Source organism: Flavimobilis sp. BM9 (genome assembly GCF_058313055.1).
The window spans coordinates 333,014-354,882 of sequence record NZ_JBZEMO010000005.1 but is presented as its reverse complement, the minus strand read 5'-3'; the positions used below and the strand labels follow the sequence as shown (position 1 = coordinate 354,882).

Sequence of the window (21,869 nt, the reverse complement as noted above, 5' to 3'; positions counted from 1 at the left end):
GTGCTGGTGCGGTTCCGTACGAGTTCTCGGTAGGTTCGTGTCGTGAGCAAGAAACGTCGCCCCGCCGCCCCGGTCCGCGCCACCTCCCCCCGTCAGGAGGTCACCGCGCAGGCCGCTGTGACGATCCCTGCCGAGGTCAGCGGCACGAACGGCGCAGTCTCCGCCGTCGTGCCCGCCATCCCGCAGGACGTGCCCGTGCCGATCCTGCCGACGCCGATCGGTCGGATCCCCGTGCTCGACGTCAGCCCGACGCTCGAGCAGGGGCGCTGGCCCGCGAAGGCCGCTGTCGGTGAGGCCGTCCCGATCCGCGCGACAGTGTTCCGCGAGGGGCACGACGCCGTCGCCGCGACCGCCGTGCTGCTGCGCCCGGACGGGACCGTGCACTCGACCGCACGCATGGAGGACATCGCGCCGGGCCTCGACCGCTTCGAGGGCCGCGTCGCGCCCGACGCCGAGGGCGAGTGGACCTTCCGCGTCGAGGGCTGGTCCGACCCGTACGGGACCTGGGCGCACGACGCCGAGGTGAAGATCAACGCCGGCATCGACGTCGACCTCATGTTCGAGGAGGGCGTGCGCCTGTTCCGCCGCATCGCGGCGCAAGGCGGGCTCACCCGCTCGGCGGCCGGCGTGCTCGAACGGCTGCTCGCCACGCTCCAGGACCCGCGCCTCGCGCCGCCGCAGCGCCTCGCCGCCGCGCTGTCGCCCGAGGTGCGGCGCGTCGTCGTGGACGAGCACCCGCTGCGCGACCTCGTGACGCCGTCCGCGACCTACCCGCTGCTCGTGAGCCGCGAGCTCACGCTCGCGAGCTCCTGGTACGAGATGTTCCCCCGCTCGGAGGGCGCGCGGTACGACGCCGCGACGCAGTCGTGGCAGTCCGGCACCTTCCAGACGGCCGCACGCAGGCTCCCCGCGATCGCCGCGATGGGCTTCGACGTCGTCTACCTCACCCCGGTCCACCCCATCGGCACGACGTTCCGCAAGGGCCGAAACAACTCGCTCGAGGCGCTCCCCGGCGACCCCGGGTCGCCCTATGCGATCGGCTCGCCCGACGGTGGCCACGACGCGATCCACCCCGACCTGGGCACGTTCGACGACTTCGACGCGTTCGTCGCGTCCGCGCGGGAGGTGGGCCTCGAGGTCGCGCTCGACCTCGCGCTGCAGTGCTCGCCCGACCACCCGTGGGTGACCGAGCACCCGGAGTGGTTCACGACGCGCGCCGACGGCTCGATCGCCTACGCCGAGAACCCGCCGAAGAAGTATCAGGACATCTACCCGCTCAACTTCGACAACGACCCCGAGGGGATCTACGCCGAGATCGAGCGCGTCGTGCGACTCTGGATCGACCACGGCGTGACCGCGTTCCGCGTCGACAACCCGCACACGAAGCCCCTCGACTTCTGGGAGCGGCTCCTCACGTCGATCCGGGCCACGCACCCGCACGTCATCTTCCTCGCCGAGGCGTTCACGCGTCCCGCGATGATGGACGCCCTCGCCCGGATCGGGTACCACCAGTCCTATTCGTACTTCACGTGGCGCAACACGCGCACCGAGATCGAGGAGTACCTGCGCGAGGTGTCCGACGAGCAAGGATCGTGGATGCGGCCGTCGTTCTGGCCGACGACGCACGACATCCTCCCGCCGTACCTCCAGCACGGTGGCGTCGCCGGCTTCGCGGTCCGCGCGGTGCTCGCCGCGACCTCGTGCCCCACGTGGGGCATCTACTCCGGGTACGAGCACGCCGAGCGCGTCCCGCGCCCCGGCGTCGACGAGCAGATCGACAACGAGAAGTACGAGTACAAGCCGCGCGACTGGTCCGCTCCCGAGGCCCAGGGAATCACGCGCCTGCTCACGCAGCTCAACCGCATCCGCGCCGCCCACCCGGCGCTGCGCCAGCTGCGCAACCTCACCGTGCACCCGACGTCGAACGACCAGGTCGTCGCGTTCTCGTCGCACCTCGACGGCCGGTTCACACCCGACGGGCAGCCGGACACGGTCATCACCGTGCTCAACCTCGACCCGTGGAACACCCAGGAGGCGACGGTCTACCTCGACCTCGCCGCGCTCGGGCTGCCGGCCGGAGCCGACGACGCCCCCGCCTTCAACGCCCACGACCTGCTGACCGGCGCGACCTACGCGTGGGGCAGCGAGGCGTACGTGCGCCTCAACCCGTTCGAGAACGTCGCTCACATCATCCAGGTAGGACACCCATGACCGTTCCCTCGTCGCCCGGCTCTCCCCGCCCCGCGCCCGTGCCCGCCGGTCCGGCGGCCGCGCCCGGCAGCCGGACCTCGCACGAGCCCGCGCCCGTGACCGCGCCGGTCCCGCTCGCGTCGCTCCCGGCCCAGCGCCAGCCGAAGGTGCCCGCCTTCCCGAAGGCGCTGTCGGACGACCCGGAGTGGTACCGCACCGCGGTGTTCTACGAGGTGATCGTGCGCGCCTTCTCCGACTCGACCGGAGCCGGCACGGGTGACATCCGCGGACTCATCGACCGGCTCGACTACATCCAGTGGCTCGGCATCGACTGCCTCTGGCTGCCGCCCTTCTACCCGTCGCCCCTACGCGACGGCGGCTACGACATCTCCGACTACACCGCGATCGCGGGGCAGTACGGCACGATGGAGGAGTTCTCCGAGCTCATCGAGGCAGCGCACGCGCGCGGCATCCGCGTGGTCATCGACCTCGTCATGAACCACACGAGCGACCAGCACCCCTGGTTCCAGGCGTCACGCTCCGACCCCGACGGCCCGTACGGGGACTTCTACGTGTGGAGCGACGACGACTCGAAGTACGAGGACGCGCGCATCATCTTCGTCGACACCGAGACGTCCAACTGGACGTTCGACCCGGTCCGCCGACAGTTCTTCTGGCACCGGTTCTTCTCCCACCAGCCCGACCTCAACTTCGAGAACCCGCACGTCGTCGAGGCGATGCTCGACGTCACGCGGTTCTGGTGCCGCGTCGGCATCGACGGGTTCCGGCTCGACGCCGTCCCGTACCTCTTCGAGGAAGAGGGCACCAACTGCGAGAACCTCCCGCGCACGCACGAGTTCCTGCAGAAGGTGCGCGCGATGGTCGACCGCGAGTTCCCGGGCCGCATCCTCCTCGCCGAGGCGAACCAGTGGCCGAACGACGTCGTGGACTACTTCGGCACGGAGGAGAAGCCCGAGTGCCACATGTGCTTCCACTTCCCCGTCATGCCGCGGATCTACTACGCCCTGCGTGACCAGCGCTCGACGTCGATCCTCGACATCCTCGCGGACACCCCGCAGATCCCCCGCGGCGCACAGTGGTCGACGTTCCTGCGCAACCACGACGAGCTCACGCTCGAGATGGTCTCCACCGAGGAGCGCGCGAGCATGTACGGCTGGTACGCCTCCGACCCGCGCATGCGCGCGAACGTCGGTATCCGCCGTCGTCTCGCACCGCTGCTCGACAACTCGCGCAAGGAGATCGAGCTCGCGCACGCTCTCCTGCTGTCGCTCCCCGGCAGCCCGTGCCTCTACTACGGCGACGAGATCGGGATGGGCGACAACATCTGGCTGCCGGACCGCGACGCGGTCCGCACGCCGATGCAGTGGACCCCTGACCGCAACGCGGGCTTCTCGACGGCGGACCCTGGCAAGCTCTACCTCCCGCTCGTGCAGTCCCTCGTGCACTCGTACGAAGGCACGAACGTCGAGTCGCAGCTCGCCCAGCCGTCGTCGCTCCTGCACTGGGTGCACGGCATGCTCTCGGTGCGCCGTCGCCACCGTGCGTTCGGCACAGGCGACTTCGTGCCTGTGCAGTGCGACAACGATGCCGTCCTCGCGTTCCTGCGCGTCACGGAGGAGGAGACGCTCCTGTGCGTCGCCAACCTCGCCGCGACCGCGCGCCGGGCGCAGCTGAAGATCCCGGGCTACGAAGGTACGCAGTCCGTCGACGTGTTCGGTGGTGCCGTCCTGGGCGCCGTCGCAGACGACGGCGAGGTCACGTTCACCCTCGGGTCCCGCGACTTCTTCTGGTCGGTGCTCTCCCCGGCCTCGGAGCCCGCCTCTGAGCCCGCACCGACCACGGCCGACGCGCACCCCGCGTAGCCCGTCCGCGCCCCCCTCGCCACCAGCCCAGGAGTGCCGTCGATGTCCCGACCCACCACGGACCTGACCGAGCAGCTCGGCCCGTTCGAGCCTGCCCCCGTCCCGACGGAGGCAGAGCTCGCGACGCTGCGCGCCTGGATGCCCACGCGCCGCTGGTTCCCCGTGAAGAGCGGGTCACCGAGGATCGACCCGTGGATCAGCGTGCGCTTCACCGACGGTTCCGCGTCAGTGATCCACCTGTTCCTCGTGGGCGACGGCGAGCCGGAGGCACGCACGATCGTCCAGGTCCCCGTCGTGCGCAGGCCAGCCCTGCTGCCGCCCGTCGAGGTGGGCGCGCCGCTGCCCCCCGGGGTGATCGGGGAGGTCGACGGCGAGTGGCTCGTCGACGCGGTCGGGGAGGACGAGTTCTGGCGGTCCTGGCTCGCTCTCGCCCAGTGGGGCGAACAGGACGCGGGGCCGGCTGACGTGGACCTCGCGCAGGCGCGGCTCGTCACCGGGGAGCAGTCGAACACGTCGATCCTGTTCCCCCGGGCGGGCGGCGGAGCGATCCTCAAGGTGTTCCGCGCCGTCGTGCGCGGAGCGAACCCTGACGTCGACGTGCCGCGAGCGCTCGTCCAGGCTGGTTGGACGGGTGTGCCCGCCCCGCTCGCGTGGCTCGAGCTGTCGTGGCCCGAGGAGCGCACCGGCCTGCTCGACCTGGGCGTGCTCTCCGAGCTGGTGGGCGACGCCGCGGACGGCTTCGAGCTGGCGTGCGCGTACGCGGCCGAGGCCCGCAGCTTCGAGTCCGAGGCGTTCGAGCTGGGCCGCACGGTCGCCGAGATGCACGACGCCCTCGCGCGAGCCCTGCCGACGTCCGGCCAGACGGTCGGCATCGAGTGGTTGCGCTCAGAGCTGCGCCACCGGGCGCGCGGCTCCGCCGCGCAGGCGCCCGTCCTCTCGACGCGGCTGCCTGCGATCGAGGCCCTCCTGGGCAGGCTCGGGGCCGAGGTCCCTGCCGATCTGCTGCTGAGCCTCCAGCAGATCCACGGTGACCTGCACCTCGGCCAGGTGCTCTACTCCCCCACGGGGTGGCGCGTCATCGACTTCGAGGGTGAGCCGATGCGTCCCCTCGCGGAACGGCGTCGGCCTGACCTCCCCGTGCGCGACGTCGCGGGGATGCTCCGGTCGTTCGACTATGCGGCCGCTGTCGGCGAGTGCCCCGACCCGACGTGGGTCGTCGCGTGCCGCGTTGCTTTCCTCGCAGGCTACTCAGCCGGCCAGACCGAGGGCACGACGGTCGCGCCGTCCGTCCCTGGCCTCGAGGCCGCCCTGCGGGACGCCCTCGAGCTCGACAAGGCGCTCTACGAGGTCGTGTACGAGGCGAACAACCGCCCTGACTGGGTCGCGATCCCGATCGCAGGTGTCGACCGGCTGCTCGCCGCGGCCGCGGCGACGGACCCGGGCGACGACGTCTAGCCGCGGCACGGCGTCCTGACCTCTGCCGCGACCGGTCTCGGCCGTCGCGCGGAGCCATGATCAGCCACGATGCTCGGCGCGCCGGACCCGCGTGCGCAGCGCGAGCGACCGAGACGTGGAATGGTAGGAAGATGACAGCCGCGCCTCTCCCGATCCCGGTCGACCCGAGCCTGCTCGCTGCCGTCGCTGGCGGGCGACACCACGACCCGCACGGCATCCTCGGCCCGCACCCGCACGACGGCGGCGTCACGGTCCGCGTGCTCCGCCCGCTCGCCGACGAGGTCGTGGTCCTCACGGCCGACGGCGAGCACCCCGCCGAGCACGAGCAGGACGGCATCTGGGTCGTCGTCGTCCCCGGCGACACGATCCCCGAGTACCGGCTGCGCGTGCGCTACGGCGACGAGACGACCGACACCGACGACCCGTACCGGTTCTGGCCGACCGTCGGCGAGATGGACCGGCACCTGATCCGCGAGGGCCGCCACGAAGAGCTGTGGCGCGTCCTCGGCGCGAACGTCCACACGTACCCGAGCACGCTCGGCGAGGTCACCGGCACGGCGTTCGCCGTGTGGGCACCTAACGCCCGTGCCGTCCGGCTCGTCGGAGACATGAACCACTGGCAGGGCTCGTCGCACTCGATGCGCTCGCTCGGCGAGTCCGGCGTCTGGGAGCTGTTCGTACCCGGCGTGCGCGGCGGCACCCGTTACAAGTACGAGATCCTCACGCAGGACGGCTCCTGGCGGCAGAAGGCCGACCCGCTCGCCAAGGGCACGGAGGTGCCACCCGCGACGGCGTCCGTCGTCGTCGAGAGCACCCACGGCTGGCAGGACGGCCCGTGGATGGAAGAGCGCTCCCGCTCGGACGTGCACAACGCCCCGATGAGCGTGTACGAGGTCCACCTCGGCTCGTGGCGTCAGGGCCTGAGCTACCGCGACCTCGCCGAGCAGCTGACGCAGTACGTCGTCGACCTCGGCTTCACGCACGTCGAGCTCATGCCGGTCGCCGAGCACCCCTACGGACCGTCGTGGGGCTACCAGGTCACGTCGTACTACGCGCCGACGTCACGCTTCGGCAGCCCCGACGACCTGCGCTACCTGATCGACACACTGCACGCCGCAGGCGTCGGCGTCATCCTCGACTGGGTCCCCGCGCACTTCCCCAAGGACGAGTGGGCGCTCGGCCGCTTCGACGGCACCGCACTCTACGAAGACCCGGACCCGCTGCGCGGCGAGCAGCCCGACTGGGGCACGTACGTCTTCAACTTCGGCCGTCCCGAGGTGCGCAACTTCCTCGTCGCCAACGCGACGTACTGGCTCGAGGAGTTCCACGTCGACGGCCTGCGCGTCGACGCCGTCGCGTCGATGCTCTACCTGGACTACTCGCGCGAGGCGGGCCAGTGGCGGCCGAACCGCAACGGCGGCCGCGAGAACCTCGAGGCGATCGCATTCCTCCAGGAGGCCAACGCGACCGCGTACCGTCGCAGCCCTGGCGTCATCATGATCGCCGAGGAGTCGACCGCGTGGCCCGGCGTCACCACGCCGACCAACGCGGGGGGCCTGGGCTTCGGGCTCAAGTGGAACATGGGCTGGATGAACGACACCCTGCGCTACCTCGCGCAGGACCCGATCAACCGCCGCTACCACCACTCCGAGATCACGTTCTCGCTCGTCTACGCGTTCTCCGAGCAGTTCACGCTGCCGCTGAGCCACGACGAGGTCGTGCACGGCAAGGGGTCACTCCTCCGCAAGATGCCGGGCGGGGACTGGCAACAGCTCGCTGGCCTGCGCTCCCTCCTCGCCTACCAGTGGTCCCACCCCGGCAAGCAGCTCCTGTTCATGGGTGGCGAGATCGGGCAGGGCACGGAGTGGAGCGAGGGCCGCAGCCTCGACTGGTACCTCCTCGACCACGCGCCGCACCAGGGCGTGCACCGGCTCGTGCGGGACCTCAACACGCTCTACCGCGCACAGCCCGCGCTGTGGTCCCAGGACCACACTCCTGCGGGTTTCGAGTGGCTCGACTCCGACGACGCCGACCACAACGTCATCGCGTACCTGCGGCGTGGCACGGACGGCTCGAAGGTCGCGATCGTCGTCAACTTCGCCGACGCGACCCACGAGAGCTGGCGTCTTCCGCTGCCCGAGGGCGGAGTGTGGCGAGAAGCCCTCAACACGGACGCCGAGCTGTACGGCGGCTCCGGGGTCGGCAACCTCGGGGCGGTCCGCGCCGAGCCGGTCGGTCACCACGGCCGTCCTTTCTCCGCGACGCTGCGCGTGCCGCCGCTCGCGGCGCTCGTCCTCGTCCACGAGGACTGACCGCAGGAACGGCCAGCGCTGCGAAGGCCGGGTCCCCGTGGGGGCCCGGCCTTCGGCTGTGCTTGCGGCTGCGCCGCTCAGTGGAGCGAACTCACTCAGTAGAGCGCGTTCGCCAGCGCACGGCGCGCGGGGCCCACGCGCGGGTCGTCGTTGCCGAGGATCGTGAAGTAGTCGACGAGCCGAACGCGCAGCCGCTCGCGGTCGTCGCCGGTGAGGCGAGCGACGAGCTCGATGAGACGCCCGAGCGCGTCCTCGACCTTGCCGCCGGCGAGGTCGAGGTCGGCGACGTCGAGCTGCGCCTGCACGTCGTCGGGCGCGTCGGCTGCGGCACGGCGCACGTCCTCGAGCGTCATGCGCGACGTGCGCTCGAGCAGCTGGACGTTGGCGAGGCCCGCGGCCGCGTCGGTGTCCTTGGGGTTCTCCTTGAGCGCCTGCTCGTAGGCCGCTATCGCCGTCTCGAGATCGTTCGCAGCGATCGCGTCGTAGGCCTTCTGGTGCAGGGGCGGCAGCTCGGGCTCCGGCGCGGGCTGGGACGCGTCCTCGGCGGAGACAGCACCGGGCGCTGCCGTGAGCCGGCCCGTGATGCCGTTGGCCTCGGCTGCGGCGAGCACCTGGTCGAGGACGTCGCGCACCTGGTCCTCGTCGGCAGCCCCCTGGAAGAGCGGGACGGGCTGACCAGCGAGGACCGCGACGGCGGTCGGGACCCCCTGGACCTGGAACGCCTGAGCGATCTGCGGGTACGCCTGGACGTCGACGCGAGCGAGGAGCATCGCCCCCTCGTAGCTGTCGACGAGACGCCCGAGGGTCGTCGCGAGCCGCGCGTTCGCCTCGTCGGTCGCGACCCACAGGAGCACGACGACGGGGACCTGCATCGACTGCTCGATGACCTGCTGGAACGTCGCCTCGGTCGTGTCGACGACGAAGCCGCCTGCGGCGGGAGCGCCGCCAGGCTCGCCCGGGGGCGGTGCGACGGGGCGCCCGAAGGACGAGAGGTCGACCGCTCCGCGGACGTCGAGCCGAGGGTCTGGCGCTTGCTGACTCATGAGACCTTCCTGTTCGCGTGGGTCCGGCCCGCGAGGGCCGGAAGGGGGTCAGTCGGGGATGCCCGCCGCGGTCGCGACGTGCTCGACCCCGAGGACCGAGACCTGTCCGCCGGCGGCGGCAGGCGGGACGTAGAGGGCGACGACCGTCGTGTAGCTGATGGTCATCTCGTTCTTGACCTTGAGCTTCTTCGCGAGCGCCTTCTCGATCGCCGTCCCGGGGGACAGCACGGCGCCCTTCTCGGCGGTGCGGACCTCGAGGGTCTTGAGCTCGCCGACGACGACGGCGCCGCCGTCGGCCGTGCTCACAGACTCGACCGCGCCGGGCACGGGCGTGAACGTCATGGTCTGCTTGCCGTCGGCCGCCTTGAGCGCCTTGTTCTGGAGCTTGGCGATCTGGGCGATCTGCTCACGGAAGGGGTCCGCGACGAAAGCGTCAGCGTGCTCGGACTTCGACTTCTTGGTGAGGACGTCCGCGTACCGGTCGACCGCCGTCTGCGGCGTGACGATCAGGCCCTCCGCGTCCGGGGCGACGGCCTGGGAGCCGACCTCGAGCGACGCGAACGCGGGCAGGACGACCTTCGGGAAGAGGCGCACCCACCCCCAGAGCCGGTAGTTCGACCGGGCGTCCTCCTGCTCCAGCACGAGCAGACGCTCGGTCTGCAGCTCGGGCTGCTCCGAGATCGCCACGACCGTCCGCGGCCAGCCCGTGTCGACGGGCGTCGTCGTCGACACGACCTCCGTCGGCAGGGCGGTGAGGTACTCGTCGGAGTCGAGGCGGTCGGCGACCTTGAGCTCGCTCTCGCGGATCGCGCGCGCCGGGCCCGAGAGGCGTGCCTCGAGACCCTCGGCCGAGCGCGCCTCCTGCGTCTGGGCGAGGGTCTGCCCGATCGCGGCGAGGATCGTCGTCTCCTGCTCCGCGTCGAGGACGGGCCCGGGCGCTGCGGGTGCAGCGGGTGGCTGGGGCGTCGGGATCTCCGGCGCGCAGGCGCCCAACGCTGTGAGCGCGACGACGACGCCGAGCGCTGCGGCCGTGCGACCGGTCCGGCGGGTCATGCGTCCTCCTCGGTGCGGGCGGCGCCCTGCTTGTCGTCGGGCGTCCACGTAGGCGGCGTCGCGGTCGCCGGGGTAGCCAGGTACGGGTTGGCGGGTGCCCCTGTCCCGAAGGGCGACGTGGGGGCGGTGCCCGGCCGGAGCTGCTGGTGCGGCTGCGGGGTGGGGGGCCGCGGCGTCGTCGTCGCCGCGCCCGGCGTCGCCGGGCTCCACGCAGGGCCCGACCCCGGTGCGGGCGCGGGTCGCGCAGTCGGTGCGGGCGCGGTGCGGGGTGCAGGTTCGGTCGCTCGGCCAGGTGCGGTCGCCGGGTCAGGTGCGGCTGCAGCTGGACCGTCGGCCTGGAAACCCCACGCAGCGCGCCAGGCGTCAGCGCGGGCGCTCGGGTTGTTGTCTCCGAGGTGCTGCGACGGTGCTGCCCCGTCGCCCGGTGCCCCGTGGGTGGCGGCCGCCGGACGGGCACCGGACTGACCCGGCACCTCCGCGCCGGGCGTCGCAGTGCCTGGTACGGCCTGGCTGGGCGCAGCAGGTGCGGCGGTCTCAGCAGCCGACTCCGTCCGGGAGCGGACCTGCGGGAGCATCCCGGTCCGGGGCCGCTTGCGCCCACGGTCCCGCGCAGCCTCCGCGGCCTCGCGCTCGGCACGCTCGCGCAGCTCTCGTCGTGTCAGAGGGCGTCCGCCTGGCTCGCCGGGCGCGCCCTGGGCGTCCTGGGCGGCCGCAGCGGGAGCACCGGTCTGCGGCTGCGGCTGCGCGCCGGCCTGGAACGCGCCTGCTGTGACCGCGGCCGGAGCAGCGTCGTCACGAGCGGTGATCGACGTGGCGAACCGTGAGGTCGGGGCGACGATCGGTCCTCCGTGCGGGGCGTCCGGCGCGACCTGCACGGGCGCGGGGGCGCCGCGCCGGGCGTTGCGCGCCTCGACGAGCCTGAGCGCGAGCGCGGGCAGACGGGGCAGGAAGAACACGACCGCCGCCGCGACGAGCAGAACGACGCCGAGGATGATCCCCGGCACGAGCGCGGGGGTGGCCACGGTGCGCGGCCAGCTCAGCGTGACCGTCGGCGCGACGGCGCCGTCGCCGGTCCCGGCGACGAGCAGCATCTCGCGCCCGAGCTCCTGGTCCAGGGTGAGCGTGGCAGTCCCGGAGCCACCCGACTCGGCGAGCCACATGTCCGAGCCGAGGGGGTCGGGCCCGACGATCCCGGAGGCTCCGACGAGCGGCTTCTCAGCGTCCCCCTCAGGCTCGGCCGTCTCGTCGCCGCCAGGGTCGGCCACGGGCGTCGTCTCGCCAGCGACCGCCGTCGCCGCCAGCTCGGTCCAGGACGCCAAGCCGGTCACCTGCACGTGCGCGTCGGTGCCGACCCATCCGCGGACGTCGGCGTCGCGGCCGACGACGATCGCGACAGGGCCGCCGTCAGCGCGCGCAGCCGTCACGGTCACCTCGTCACCGACGAGACCGAGGACGCCGGGCTCGGCGACGAGCATCGTCACGGCACCCGACGGAGCGAGCGACGCCGTGACGACGTCGTCGGGCCGCCAGAGGGTCGCCGAGGCGACCGCCAGCCCCAGGGAGGCAGCTCCCAGGACCGCGAGCACCACGGCCATCACACGTTGCAGCACCGTCATTCCCTTCACGTCGGACGTTCTACCCTACGGCGGCCGGTGGCCGCGCGGCCAAAGGCGGACGCCCGCCGCCCGGGCACGCACCGAATCTGCACGAGTCGGGCACCGCCCAGGACCGTCGCACCAGCTGGCCGCGCAAGACCGCGCGCGCCCTCACCCGATAGGCTGGGTCGGTGCACGCCGCCTGTGCACCCACCGCTGACGTGGTGCGTCGCTCACGGGGACGGTTCCGACCGCCCCCAGGACTGCCGAGGTTCTCTCGTGACTGAAGATCGTCCCCTGTTCCCCGTCGTCATGCGTGGCTACGACCGTGCCCAGGTCGACGGTGAGGTCTCGCGCCTCCAGAAGCAGCTCGAGGGTGCCCGCGCCCAGGTCGCGCAGCTCGACGAGCGCACCCTCCAGATCAGCGGCGAGCTCTCCGAGGCGCAGCGTCAGCTCCGCGAGGCCGAGCGGCCCACGTACTCAGGTCTCGGCACCCGGATCGAGCAGCTCATGCGATCCGCGGAGGAGCAGTCGTCGGACGTCCTCGCTCAGGCCAACGCGCAGGCCTCCGACGCCCTCGCCCGGGCCAAGCTCGCCGCGGGGCAGATCCGCGGCCGTGCCGAGAACGAGGTCGCCGAGCTGCTCGCGACCGCGCGTCGTGAGGCGGACGAGATGCGCGCGGCCGCCCAGACCGAGGCGGAGAGCACGATCACGAGCGCCCAGCGGCGCGCCGAGGAGATGGTCGGCTCGGCCGAACGCGAGGCCGCCCGGATCCAGGGCGTCTCGCAGACCGAGGTCGCCGAGCGTCGCGCCACCGCCGAACGTGAGATCGCGACGCTGCGCGCGACGACCGAGCGCGAGACGACCGAGCTGCGCATCACGACCGAGCGCGACGCCGCCGCCCTGCAGGCGAAGACCGAGGCCGAGACGACAGAGCTGCGCGAGCAGACCGACCGGTACGTCGAGGACGTCCGCCAGACGGCGCACCTCGAGACGACGATGCTGCGCCAGCGCACCGAGAAGGAGGTCGCGGAGCTGCGTGCCGCAGCCGACACGGACACGACCGAGCTGCGCCAGCGCACCGCGAAGGAGGCCGCGGAGCTGCGTGCGACGACGGACGCCGAGGTCACGGAGCTGCGCGCCCGCGCGAAGGAGTACTCCGACTCGCTGCGCGAGTCCGCTGACCGGGAGACGACCGAGCTGCGCCAGCGCGTCGAGAAGGAGACGCACGCGCTGCGCACCGAGGCCGACCAGTACGCCGCGCTCACGCGGACGACTGCCGAGCGTGAGGTCCACGAGCTGCGTACGGCCGCACAGTCGGAGGTCGACGAGCTGCGCGCGACGGCTGCGACCGAGACAGCAGCACTGCGCACGGAGGCCGAGCAGTACGCGTCGTCGGTCCGTGCCGCTGCCGAGCGCGACGCGACAGAGCTGCGCGAGTCCGCCCGCCTCGAGAGCACGACCCTGCGCGAGACCACGGTCCGCGAGACGACCGAGCTGCGCGAGACCACCGAGGCGGCAGCGGCCGCCCTGCGCGAGAAGACGAAGCGGGAGACGGACGAGCTCCGCGCGACGACCGACATCGAGGTCGAGCGGGCGCGTACTGACGCGACGCGCGAGGCCGCCGACATCATCGCCCAGGCACGCACCGAGTCCGCAGCACAGCTCGAGCGGGCGCGCACCGCTCTCGCCGACACCGAGATCGAGATCGCGCAGCGTCGCGAGACCGCCGAGCGCGAGGAAGCCGACCGTCAGGCGGCCGCGCGCGCCGAGACCGAGCGGATGGTCAACGAGGCCGAAGCCCACGCTGCCGACGCCGAGCAGCGGGTCGTGCGCGCAGTCGAGCAGGCCGAGAAGGTGCGCCGCGAGACGGACGAGCACGCCAAGCAGCTCCTCTCGAACGCTCGCAAGAACGCCGATGCGGTCGTGTCCCAGGCACGCGAGCACGCGGAGAAGACCCTGTCGGACGCCGTGCTCGAGGCCGACCGCGAGCGCAGCGCCGCCCAGCGTCAGGTCGACGACCTCAACCGTCAGCGCGAAGCGATCACGACGTACCTCGACGAGCTCCGGTCCCTGCTCGGCGGCGACCCGATCCCGTCGCGCCGCACCCTGGAGAAGGCGTCGGCCGCCGAGGAGTCGTTCCGCGCTCAGCAGGCTGTCGAGCTCGACGAGATCGAGGCGACCGTGACCGAGTCCCCCGAGGAGATCGTCGACACCGAGGGCCCCGCTGAGTCAGCAGCGTCGACCGAGTCCGCCGGCTCGAGCGCCTCCGCCGACTCGGTGGCGTCTGCCGAGTCTGGCCCCTCTGCGGGCTCTGCTCCCTCGGCGCCCTCTCCCTCGGCGCCGTCTCCGGCTGACACGATCGAGGACGCCGACGCCGTCGCGGCGGAGTCGACCGACGTCGACGAGGCCGCCGACGAGGACGAGCCTGGCGACAAGGCCGCAGGCGCCGCCGAGGAGGGCTCGGCGTCCAAGTGACGACGGACGGGGACAAGGCCTGGGCCGAGCAGCGCCGCGAGCAGGCGCTCGCCCACGGCGAGCGTCTCGCTCAGGCGAAGGCCCAGGAGACCGTGCGCGCCCGTGCGCTCGTCGCAGCGTTCGTCGAGCGTGCGCAGGCCGCCGGGGTACCGACCGAGCAGCTCGTCGCGCGCGACTACAGCGGGCGCGGCCCGTTCCGGACCGACAAGCGCGGCTGGTACGTGCGCACCAACCGGACGGCCGCCGTCGGCGACGACGGCGAGTTCTACGTCCTCGTCGTCGAAGGCGGCCTCATGTCGCGACTGCGCGGCGCGACGCTCACGCCGAGCGACCCGCCCCTCGTCCTGGGCGCGGGCGGGCGCGACGGCGAGTCGATCGCGCTGCGCGACGCGCTCGCCCGCGTCGCGCCCGAGTAGCGGCCCCGCTCAGACCCGGCGCATCAGCGCGGCGAGCGAGGAGGCGACCGGTTCGGGCGCCTCGATCGTCGTCATGTGCCCCGCACGCGGGACCACGACGAGCTCGGCGTCCTTCGCGGCGTCGACCATCTTTTGCGCCTCGTCGAGGGGCGACAGCTCGTCCTCCTCACCGACGACCACGAGCAGCGGGCCGTCGAACGCGGCGATCGCGTCGAGACGGTCGGGCCGCGGCGCCATCGCCCGCTGGCACCAGGCCACGCCCGCGGGCCCCTGGTCACGGATCCACGCCTCGAGCCGCTCGACGAGGTCCTCGCGCTGCTCGCGGCTCGTCTGACCGAGGAGCGAGCGTCGCATGGACAGGACAGGCTCGACGTTGTGCTGCGACTCGAGCTCGTCGGCGATGCGCAGCCGGTTGTCCCGAGCAGCCTGCGGGTCCTCCCCCGCCTTCGTGTCGAGGAGCGCCGCACCTGCGACGAGCTCCGGGTGCCGCGCGAGGAGGCTCATGACGACGTACCCGCCCATCGAGAGCCCCGCGACGACGGCCCGGTCGACGCCGAGTGCGCGGAGGGTCGCGGCGACGGCGTCGCCGGACACGTCGATCGACGGCTCGTCGGGCACGCCGAGCGTCGTCGCGACGTCGGACCCGGTCGGGGACTCGCCCATCCCAGGGAGGTCGAGCGCGATCACGTCGGGCTCCCCCGGCAGCAGGTCGACGACGTCGAGCCACATCCGCGAGTCGAGCGGGAACCCGTGCAGGAGCACGAGCGGCACGCCCGCGCCGGAACGAAGGCGGTGGTGCGCGAGAAGTCCGTCACCGGTGATCATGAGGTGTCCTCCCAGGTAGGTGCCTGCCTCCGATGATGCTCGCCAGCGCCTCACCGCGCCAGAGGACGACGCCCGTCAGCGTTCGTCAGGCTGGTCCAGGTCTGCGGACTCGACCGCGCTGCCGTCCCACACGGTCGGCAGGGGCGGGTGGCCGGGCAGGACGTGGGCGACGATCTCGTCGAGGACGCGACGCACGGACGCCTCTCCCACCCACAGGTGCTTGGCACCGTCGACGCCGATGACCTCCGCCTGCGGCACTGCGGCGAAGCGCTCACGTGCCTCGTCAGGGCGCAGGTAGTCGTCGTGCTCGGGCACGAGCGCGACGAGCGGTCGCCCGAACTCGGCCCAGCGCGCGAGGTCCTCGTCGCCCGCCCGGCGCAACGGCGGTGACAGCAGGATCGCACCCTCGATGGCCGGGTCCGTCCCATGGCAGAGCGCCAGCTCGGTGCCGAACGACCAGCCGACGAGCCACGGGTGCGGGAGCTCGCGGAACTCCGCGAGCTCGATCGCCGCGGCGACGTCGAAGCGCTCGGCGTCGCCGCCGTCGAACGTGCCCTCGCTCGTGCCACGGGGCGACGACGTGCCGCGCGTGTTGAAGCGCAGGACCGCGAGGTCGGCGAGCGCAGGCAGTCGCCAGGACGCCTTGCGCAGCACGTGCGAGTCCATGTAGCCGCCGTGGGTCGGCAGCGGGTGCAGCGTCACGAGCGTCGCGACGGGGTCGCGGTCGGCGGGGAGCGCGAGCTCGCCGACGAGCGTGAGGCCGTCGGCCGTGTGCAGCTCGATGTCCTCGCGGCGTGCCGGCAGGACGGTCGTGGAACGGATCTGGGTGTGGGTCGGCTCGTTCATCGTCTCGAGCCTAGCCGCGGTCCCAGCAGGCCGTGTGCCAGTGCCGGCGGGCCGCGAGAGCGGCCTCGGCGCCGAAGAGCGAGTCGTCAGCCCACGCGACAACGTGGGGGGTGCCTGCGGCGATCTCCTGCTGGCACCCCGGGCAGCGGTACGTCTTGTCGTTGCCGCGCACCTTCTGCACGGTCCACGACTCGCCGCGCCGGGTCGCCGACGACCGGCCGCCGGTCGCCCGGTCGAGGTCGAGCTCACGGTGCGGCTCGCCCCAGGGACGACGGCGGGACGGACGTGCGGAGGGCATGTCTCCATGGTGCCACGCGGCGCCGCGACACCCGTCGACGGTCGGTCGCGGGCACGCGGGGCGCAGCGCCCTCCCAGGCGGACCGCGTAGGGTTGGCCACGATCTGATGCCCCCGAAGGCCCGACACCTAAGGAACCACATTGTCCCGCACCCTTCAGCGCCGCACCGCGATCCTCGCGGTCGCGAGCCTGCTCGTCCTCGCCGGCTGCTCCGACGACAGCGAGCCCTCCGCGCCGACGACGCCCGCGCCGACGTCGGGCTCCTCGGTCACGACCGCGGCGACCGCGTGCACGCCCGTCACCGACAGCTCGTCCAAGCTGATCGCGGCGACGACCATCGGCGGCGAGCTCGGCACCGCGCCGACCCTCAAGGTCGACCCCAAGCTCGAGGTCACCGCCGAGGAGATCGTCGTCGCGTGCAACGGCGACGGTCCCGCGATCGCTGAGGGCGACATCGTGTCCTACCTCGGCCGCGCCGTCTCGGTCGCCGACAGCACGGAGCTCGGTGTCACCGAGAACGTCGCGATGATGCAGGCGCTCAAGGGCGAGCTGTCGGAGGGCGGGCTCGCTGGCCTGAACGTCGGCACGCGCCTGGTCCTGGCGACGCCCAACGACGGCGCGCCGGCGGTCCAGGTCCTCGAGCTCGTCGCGAGCGTCCCGGGTGTCCCGGTCGTGACGGACAAGAAGGTCGGCGACGAGGGGCTCCCGACGGCGGACGCCCCCGCGGGCAAGAAGCCCACCATCACGATCCCCGAGGGTGGCGTCACGAGCGAGGGTGTCACGCGCGTGGTGCTCACCGAGGGTGACGGCGAGGTCCTGAAGACGACGGACAAGATCGCGGCCCACTACGTGGGGGTCAAGGGCTCTGACGGTGAGCAGTTCGACGCGTCGTGGGACCGCGGCGCGGAGCCGCTCGAGTTCGGCCTCGACGGGGTCGTCGCGGGTTGGACGCACGGACTGGCCGGGCTCAAGGTCGGCACGACGGTGCTCCTCGTGATCCCGCCCGCTTACGGGTACGGGCTGAGCGCTGGCAACGCGCTGCAGGCCGACACGCTCGTGTTCGTGGTCACGATCGAGAAGCTCGTCACCGAGGGCTGATCGACGTCCGGCACGGCCGGGGTGGACGGGTGCGGTGTCGCGCTCGTCCACCCCGGCCGTTCTGCTTACCTCGTGTGAGGGTCGTCGCACCGGGCCCTTTGCCGCACCGATCACTCTCGAGCGGGACGTATCGTGGACGGATGACGACCGAGCTTCCTGCCGACAGCCCCGTCCCCGCGAGCGAGCCCGAGCGGGAGGTGCTGACCTGGGAGAGGTTCGGCGTCGCCGCGCGTGAGCTCGCGCAGCAGGTCGTCGACTCGGGCTTCGAGCCCGAGGTCGTGGTCGCTGTCGCCCGCGGCGGCCTGCTTCCCGGTGGCGCTGTGGCGTACGCGCTCGGGACGAAGGGCGTGGGCACGCTCAACGTCGAGTTCTACACGGACATCGGCCAGACGCTCGCCGACCCTCGCGTCCTGCCCCCGCTCATGGACACGTCCGAGCTGCCGGGCCACCGCGTGCTCGTGGTCGACGACGTCGCGGACTCGGGCCGCACGCTCAAGCTCGTGATGGAGATGCTCGCGCATCAGGGCGCCGAGGCGCGCTCGGCTGTGCTGTACTCGAAGCCGCGGTCGATCATCCGCCCGGACTACTCCTGGATGGACACGGACAAGTGGATCACGTTCCCCTGGTCCGACCGCCCCGCGATCGGCTCGGACCGCCCGGGCGACTGCCCCGGCGGGGCCGCGGCGGCGCCCGCCCGCACACACGCCGCGCGCGCCGCCCCCCGCGGGGTGCGGCGCTCTCGTCGTCAGGCTGCCGGGATCAGAAGTCCCAGTCCTCGTCCTCCGTGTTGACGGCCTTGCCGATGACGTACGACGAGCCGGACCCGCTGAAGAAGTCGTGGTTCTCGTCGGCGTTGGGAGACAGGGCCGAGAGGATCGCCGGGTTGACGTTCGTCTCGTCCTTGGGGAACAGCCCCTCGTAGCCGAGGTTCATGAGGGCCTTGTTGGCGTTGTACCGCAGGAACTTCTTGACGTCCTCGGTGAGCCCGACGCCGTCGTACAGGTCCTGCGTGTACTGGACCTCGTTCTCGTAGAGCTCGAAGAGGAGCTCGAACGTGTAGGCCTTCATCTCGTCGCGCTCAGCCTGCGTGAGCTGCTCGAGGCCCTTCTGGTACTTGTAGCCGATGTAGTACCCGTGCACCGCCTCGTCACGGATGATCAGGCGGATGAGGTCAGCCGTGTTGGTGAGCTTGGCCCGGCTGGACCAGTACATCGGGAGGTAGAAGCCCGAGTAGAACAGGAACGACTCGAGCATCGTCGAGGCGACCTTGCGCTTGAGCGGCGAGTCTCCCCGGTAGTACTCGAGGACGATCTCGGCCTTGCGCTGGAGGTTGGGGTTCTCCTCCGACCAGCGGAACGCCTCGTCGATCTCCTGCGTCGAGATGAGCGTCGAGAAGATCGAGGAGTAGCTCTTCGCGTGGACCGATTCCATGAACGCGATGTTCGTGTAGACGGCCTCCTCGTGAGGGGTCAGCGCGTCGGGGATGAGGCTGACCGCGCCGACGGTGCCCTGGATCGTGTCGAGGAGCGTGAGCCCCGTGAACACACGGGTCGTCAGGGTCTTCTCGGCCTCGGTGAGCGTCGCCCACGACTGGATGTCGTTGGACAGCGGGACCTTCTCCGGCAGCCAGAAGTTGCCGACAAGTCGGTCCCAGACCTCGAGGTCCTTGTCGTCCTCGATGCGGTTCCAGTTGATCGCCGTGACTCGGTCGATCAGCTTGATCTTCGGGCTGGGTGACATGCGTTCCTCGTTCGTTCGGGCAGTGTGTGCTGGGCTGGCGGTCGGGTCAGAGCATGCAGGAGACGCAGCCCTCGACCTCGGTCCCCTCGAGCGCCAGCTGGCGCAGGCGGATGTAGTAGATGGTCTTGATGCCCTTGCGCCACGCGTAGATCTGCGCCTTGTTGATGTCGCGCGTGGTGGCGGTGTCCTTGAAGAAGAGCGTCAGGGACAGGCCCTGGTCCACGTGCTGCGTCGCCGCGGCGTACGTGTCGATGATCTTCTCGTAGCCGATCTCGTAGGAGTCCTGGTAGTACTCCAGGTTCTCGTTCGTCATGTAGGGGGCCGGGTAGTAGACACGCCCGATCTTCCCCTCCTTGCGGATCTCGATCTTCGACGCGATCGGGTGGATCGAGGAGGTCGCGTTGTTGATGTAGGAGATCGAGCCGGTCGGCGGGACGGCCTGCAGGTTCTGGTTGTAGATGCCGTGCGCCATGACGGACGCCTTGAGCTCGCGCCAGTCGTCCTGCGTCGGGATCGTCACGCCGGCCTTCTCGAACAGCTCGCGGCCGCGCTCGGTGACGGGCACCCACTCCTGCTCGGTGTACTTGTCGAAGAACTCGCCCGTCGCGTACTTCGAGTCGGCGAAGCCCTCGAACGTCGTGCCGCGCTCGATCGCGATCCTGTTCGACGCGCGCAGCGCGTGGAACAGCACGGTCATGAAGTAGATGTTCGTGAAGTCGATGCCTTCCTCGGAGCCGTAGAAGACCCGCTCGCGGGCGAGGTACCCGTGCAGGTTCATCTGTCCGAGGCCGATCGCGTGCGACTTGTCGTTGCCGTCCTCGACCGAGCGGACCGAGCTGATGTGGCTCTGGTCCGAGACGGACGTCAGACCGCGGATCGCCGTCTCGATCGTGTGACCGAAGTCCGGGGAGTCCATGACCCTGGCGATGTTGAGCGAGCCGAGGTTGCAGGAGATGTCCTTGCCGATCACGTCGTACGACAAGTCCTCGTTGTACGTCGTCGGCGTGTTGACCTGGAGGATCTCCGAGCACAGGTTCGACATGTTGATCCGGCCCTTGATCGGGTTGGCCCGGTTCACGGTGTCCTCGAACACGATGTACGGGTAGCCCGACTCGAACTGGATCTCGGCGATCGTCTGGAAGAACTCGCGAGCGTTGATCTTCGTCTTGCGGATCCGCGAGTCCTCGACCATCTCGTGGTACTTCTCCGTGATGGAGATGTCCGCGAACGGCACACCGTAGACGCGCTCGACGTCGTACGGCGAGAAGAGGTACATGGCCTCGTTCTTGCGCGCGAGCTCGAACGTGATGTCGGGGACGACGACACCGAGCGAGAGGGTCTTGATGCGGATCTTCTCGTCGGCGTTCTCACGCTTGGTGTCGAGGAACTTCATGATGTCCGGGTGGTGCGCCGAGAGGTACACCGCGCCGGCACCTTGGCGCGCGCCGAGCTGGTTGGCGTAGGAGAAGGAGTCCTCGAGGAGCTTCATCACGGGGATGATGCCCGAGGACTGGTTCTGGATCTGCTTGATCGGCGCGCCGGCCTCGCGGATGTTCGACAGCAGCAGGGCGACGCCGCCGCCTCGCTTGGAGAGCTGGAGCGAGGAGTTGATCGCACGCGCGATCGACTCCATGTTGTCCTCGATGCGCAGCAGGAAGCAGCTGACGAGCTCGCCGCGCTGTGCCTTGCCCGCGTTGAGGAACGTGGGGGTCGCGGGCTGGAAGCGACCCGCGAGGATCTCGTCGACGAGGCTCTCGGCGAGGGTCTCGTCGCCCTGCGCGAGCATGAGCGAGGTCATGACGACCCGGTCCTCGAAGCGCTCGAGGTAGCGCTTCCCGTCGAACGTCTTGAGCGTGTAGGACGTGTAGTACTTGAACGCGCCGAGGAACGTCTCGAAGCGGTACTTCTTGGCGTACGCGCGGTCGTTGAGCGCGGAGATGAACTCGAACGAGTACTGGTCGAGCACCGCCTTCTCGTAGTACTCGTGCTCGACGAGGTAGTCGAGGCGCTCGCGCAGGTTGTGGAAGAAGACCGTGTTCTGGTTGACGTGCTGCAGGAAGTACGCGCGCGCCGCCTCACGGTCCTTGTCGAACTGGATCTCTCCGTTCGGGCCGTACAGGTTGAGCATCGCGTTGAGCGCGTGGAAGTCGAGCTCGTCGTCGTGGGCCGCCGGGACGGTCATGCCGAGATCCGTGACTGTCGTAGCCAAAACTGCCTCAATCCTTCGCGGACGCGCGTGACGTCCTCAGTGGTGCCCAAGAGCTCGAACCCGTAGAGGTACGGGACGTCGCACTTGGCGGAGATGATGGGACCGGCGATGCAGTAGGCCTCGCCGAAGTTGGTGTTCCCCGCAGCGATCACGCCGCGCAGGAGCTTCCGGTTGTGCGGGTCGTTGAGGAACTTCACGACCTGCTTGGGGACGGCGCCGGAGTCCTTCCCGCCGCCGTACGTCGGGACCATCAGGACGTACGGCTCGTCGACGTGGGGCGGGTTCTGCCGGGGGTACAGCGGGATGCGCTGCGCCGGGAGGCCGAGCTTCTCGACGAACCGGTGGGTGTTCTCCGACGCGCTGGAGAAGTAGACGAGCGAGGACACACTGCTCCCCTCCTGGGTGTCGCGCCAGCGGGGGTCCCGACCG

General features: G+C 71.1%; 16 protein-coding genes and 1 pseudogene. 8 read left to right on the top strand and 9 right to left on the bottom strand.

Features of this window, described 5'->3' with window-relative positions; translation table 11 throughout:
* The first annotated feature begins 42 nt into the window (after positions 1-42).
* The 4 genes from AC4F3Q_RS11170 to glgB all read left to right on the top strand — a co-directional run bounded on the left by AC4F3Q_RS11170 (position 43) and on the right by glgB (position 7,840).
* A complete protein-coding gene (locus AC4F3Q_RS11170; protein ID WP_491040023.1) occupies positions 43-2,211 on the top strand; it encodes an alpha-1,4-glucan--maltose-1-phosphate maltosyltransferase in 2,169 nt (722 codons plus the stop codon).
* Positions 2,208-4,073: a maltose alpha-D-glucosyltransferase gene (gene treS, locus AC4F3Q_RS11165; RefSeq protein ID WP_491040022.1), complete on the top strand. Its 1,866-nt coding sequence runs from the start codon at positions 2,208-2,210 to the stop codon at positions 4,071-4,073. Before AC4F3Q_RS11170 ends, treS begins: the two co-directional genes overlap by 4 nt.
* A 42-nt stretch (positions 4,074-4,115) precedes the next feature.
* Positions 4,116-5,528, top strand: a complete 1,413-nt coding sequence (locus AC4F3Q_RS11160; protein WP_491040021.1) for a maltokinase N-terminal cap-like domain-containing protein — start codon at positions 4,116-4,118, stop codon at positions 5,526-5,528.
* Between the two features lie 131 nt (positions 5,529-5,659).
* The gene (gene glgB / locus AC4F3Q_RS11155) at positions 5,660-7,840 is read left to right on the top strand and encodes a 1,4-alpha-glucan branching protein GlgB (RefSeq protein ID WP_491040020.1); all 2,181 of its coding nucleotides are present in this window, start codon (positions 5,660-5,662) and stop codon (positions 7,838-7,840) included.
* 95 nt (positions 7,841-7,935) lie between these two features.
* Here glgB and AC4F3Q_RS11150 read toward each other — a convergent pair whose 3' ends face one another.
* From AC4F3Q_RS11150 to AC4F3Q_RS11140, 3 genes are read right to left on the bottom strand one after another with little or no spacing between them, the layout of a single operon-like run.
* Positions 7,936-8,883 carry a tetratricopeptide repeat protein gene (locus tag AC4F3Q_RS11150; RefSeq protein ID WP_491040019.1) on the bottom strand — a complete coding sequence of 316 codons (948 nt, stop codon included), beginning with the start codon at positions 8,881-8,883 and terminating at the stop codon, positions 7,936-7,938.
* 48 nt (positions 8,884-8,931) lie between these two features.
* A complete protein-coding gene (locus AC4F3Q_RS11145) occupies positions 8,932-9,936 on the bottom strand; it encodes a DUF8094 domain-containing protein (RefSeq protein ID WP_491040018.1) in 1,005 nt (334 codons plus the stop codon).
* Positions 9,933-11,561, bottom strand: coding sequence for a hypothetical protein (locus AC4F3Q_RS11140; RefSeq protein ID WP_491040017.1), 1,629 nt, complete (start codon positions 11,559-11,561; stop codon positions 9,933-9,935). Before AC4F3Q_RS11140 ends, AC4F3Q_RS11145 begins: the two co-directional genes overlap by 4 nt.
* Before the next feature lie 249 nt (positions 11,562-11,810).
* Here AC4F3Q_RS11140 and AC4F3Q_RS11135 point away from each other — a divergent pair, with 249 nt between their 5' ends.
* Both AC4F3Q_RS11135 and AC4F3Q_RS11130 read left to right on the top strand, forming a co-directional pair.
* On the top strand, positions 11,811-14,009 hold the full coding sequence (locus AC4F3Q_RS11135; protein WP_491040016.1) for a coiled-coil domain-containing protein: 2,199 nt from the start codon (positions 11,811-11,813) through the stop codon (positions 14,007-14,009).
* The gene (locus AC4F3Q_RS11130; protein WP_491040015.1) at positions 14,006-14,425 is read left to right on the top strand and encodes a hypothetical protein; all 420 of its coding nucleotides are present in this window, start codon (positions 14,006-14,008) and stop codon (positions 14,423-14,425) included. The genes AC4F3Q_RS11135 and AC4F3Q_RS11130 overlap by 4 nt, the downstream gene beginning before the upstream one ends.
* A gap of 9 nt (positions 14,426-14,434) precedes the next feature.
* On the opposite strand, the gene AC4F3Q_RS11125 is transcribed toward AC4F3Q_RS11130, so the two are convergent.
* From AC4F3Q_RS11125 to AC4F3Q_RS11115, 3 genes are all read right to left on the bottom strand, one after another.
* Positions 14,435-15,250 (bottom strand): alpha/beta fold hydrolase, encoded by an 816-nt coding sequence (locus AC4F3Q_RS11125; RefSeq protein ID WP_491040014.1) that lies wholly within the window; start codon positions 15,248-15,250, stop codon positions 14,435-14,437.
* A 75-nt stretch (positions 15,251-15,325) separates the two neighbouring features.
* Positions 15,326-16,096, bottom strand: coding sequence for an alpha/beta hydrolase (locus AC4F3Q_RS11120; RefSeq protein WP_491040013.1), 771 nt, complete (start codon positions 16,094-16,096; stop codon positions 15,326-15,328).
* 10 nt (positions 16,097-16,106) lie between these two features.
* Entirely contained in the window at positions 16,107-16,394 is a 288-nt protein-coding gene (locus AC4F3Q_RS11115) for an Rv1322 family protein (protein ID WP_168447882.1), read from the bottom strand.
* 140 nt (positions 16,395-16,534) lie between these two features.
* Between AC4F3Q_RS11115 and AC4F3Q_RS11110 the strand changes: the two genes are divergently transcribed.
* Both AC4F3Q_RS11110 and AC4F3Q_RS11105 read left to right on the top strand, forming a co-directional pair.
* Positions 16,535-17,491: an FKBP-type peptidyl-prolyl cis-trans isomerase gene (locus tag AC4F3Q_RS11110; RefSeq protein WP_491040012.1), complete on the top strand. Its 957-nt coding sequence runs from the start codon at positions 16,535-16,537 to the stop codon at positions 17,489-17,491.
* Positions 17,492-17,631: 140 nt separating this feature from the next.
* Positions 17,632-18,147, top strand: a pseudogene (locus AC4F3Q_RS11105) (phosphoribosyltransferase); the annotation flags it as partial.
* 103 nt (positions 18,148-18,250) lie between these two features.
* Here AC4F3Q_RS11105 and nrdF read toward each other — a convergent pair.
* Genes nrdF through nrdI form a run of 3 tightly spaced genes read right to left on the bottom strand, consistent with a single transcriptional unit; the run spans position 18,251 to position 21,826 of the window.
* Entirely contained in the window at positions 18,251-19,231 is a 981-nt protein-coding gene (gene nrdF / locus AC4F3Q_RS11100) for a class 1b ribonucleoside-diphosphate reductase subunit beta (RefSeq protein ID WP_168447879.1), read from the bottom strand.
* Positions 19,232-19,277: 46 nt separating this feature from the next.
* On the bottom strand, positions 19,278-21,413 hold the full coding sequence (gene nrdE / locus AC4F3Q_RS11095) for a class 1b ribonucleoside-diphosphate reductase subunit alpha (RefSeq protein ID WP_491040011.1): 2,136 nt from the start codon (positions 21,411-21,413) through the stop codon (positions 19,278-19,280).
* Complete coding sequence (gene nrdI, locus AC4F3Q_RS11090) at positions 21,410-21,826, bottom strand: class Ib ribonucleoside-diphosphate reductase assembly flavoprotein NrdI (protein ID WP_491040010.1); 417 nt, start codon at positions 21,824-21,826, stop codon at positions 21,410-21,412. Before nrdI ends, nrdE begins: the two co-directional genes overlap by 4 nt.
* Positions 21,827-21,869 lie beyond the last annotated feature (43 nt).